This is a genomic window from Streptomyces sp. NPDC047022 (assembly GCF_040644155.1).
Classification (GTDB): Bacteria; Actinomycetota; Actinomycetes; order Streptomycetales; family Streptomycetaceae; genus Streptomyces.
The window spans coordinates 1-1,599 of sequence record NZ_JBEYVV010000098.1 but is presented as its reverse complement, the minus strand read 5'-3'; the positions used below and the strand labels follow the sequence as shown (position 1 = coordinate 1,599).

At 69.8% G+C, this 1,599-nt stretch carries 1 protein-coding gene; it reads right to left on the bottom strand.

Features of this window, described 5'->3' with window-relative positions:
- Window positions 1-1,599 (bottom strand): 1,4-alpha-glucan branching enzyme (gene glgB / locus ABZ845_RS31915; RefSeq protein ID WP_360987042.1); only part of this gene is annotated, 1,599 nt, incomplete at both ends.

The window sequence follows — 1,599 nt, the reverse complement described above, 5'->3', positions numbered from 1 at the left end:
GGGCGGAGCCAGATGGTGGCGAGTGGGGGGAGGGTGAGGCGGATGCTGGCCGGTCGGCCGTGGTGGGGGGTGGGGTCGGGTTTGAGGGGGTGGGGGTGGTGGATGTCGCTGCCGCCGTAGGGGGCGCGGTCGGTGTTGAGGGTTTCGTGCCAGGCGGGGATGTCGTCGGGGACGCCGAGGCGGTAGTCGTGGCGGACGGCGGGGGAGAAGTGGGAGACGGCGAGGAGGGGGGTGCCGGCCGTGTCGTAGCGGAGGAAGGCGAGGACGTTGTCGTCGGCGGCGTCGCCGGTGATCCACTGGAAGCCGGTGGGGTGGGTGTCGAGCTGGTGGAGGGCGGGGGTGTGGTGGTAGTGGGTGTTGAGGTCGCGGACGAGGTCGCGGATGCCGCGGTGGTCGCTTTCGGCGCTGTAGGCGGGGTCGAGGAGCCACCAGTCGGGGCCGTGGGCTTCCGACCATTCGGCGCCCTGGGCGAATTCCTGGCCCATGAAGAGGAGTTGTTTGCCGGGGTGGGCCCACATGAAGCCGAGGTAGGCGCGGTGGTTGGCGCGTTGCTGCCACCAGTCGCCGGGCATCTTGGAGACCAGGGAGCGTTTGCCGTGGACGACTTCGTCGTGGGAGACGGGCAGGACGTAGTTCTCGCTGTAGGCGTACACCATCGAGAACGTCATCTCGTTGTGGTGGTATTTGCGGTGGACGGGCTCGTGGCTCATGTACTGGAGCGAGTCGTGCATCCAGCCCATGTTCCATTTGAGTCCGAAGCCCAGGCCGCCGAAGCCGCTCGGGCCCGGGTGGTGGGTGGCGCGGGTGACGCCGTCCCAGGCGGTGGACTCCTCGGCGATCGTGACCACGCCGGGGCAGCGCCGGTAGACGGTGGCGTTCATCTCCTGCAGGAACGCGACCGCGTCGAGGTTCTCCCGACCGCCGTGCGTGTTCGGGACCCACTGTCCGGGTTCGCGTGAGTAGTCGAGGTAGAGCATCGAGGCGACGGCGTCGACGCGCAGTCCGTCGATGTGGAACTCCTCGCACCAGTACACGGCGTTGGCGACGAGGAAGTTGCGTACCTCGCGGCGTCCGTAGTCGAACTCCAGGGTGCCCCAGTCGGGGTGCGCGGAGCGCAGGGGGTCCGCGTGTTCGTACAGCGGCCGTCCGTCGAACTCGGCCAGGGCCCACTCGTCGCGCGGGAAGTGGGCGGGTACCCAGTCCATCAGGACTCCGATGCCCGCCTGGTGGAGTGCGTCGATCAGGTACCTGAAGTCGTCGGGGGTGCCCAGACGCGCGGTGGGGGCGTAGAAGCCGGTGACCTGGTAGCCCCAGGAGCCGCCGAAGGGGTGCTCGGCGACCGGCATCAGCTCCACGTGGGTGAAGCCGAGGTCCTTGACGTAGGCGGGCAGCTGTTCCGCCAGTTGACGGTAGGTCAGGCCGGGGCGCCAGGAGGGCAGGTGCACCTCGTAGACCGAGAACGGCGCCTCGTGCACCGGGGTCTCGCCCCGCCGCGCGAGCCACTCCCCGTCCCCCCACTCGTGGCGGGAGGCCTCCACGATCGAGGACGTGTTCGGCGGGGCCTCGGTGCGGCGGGCCATCGGGTCGGCACGCAGGGTC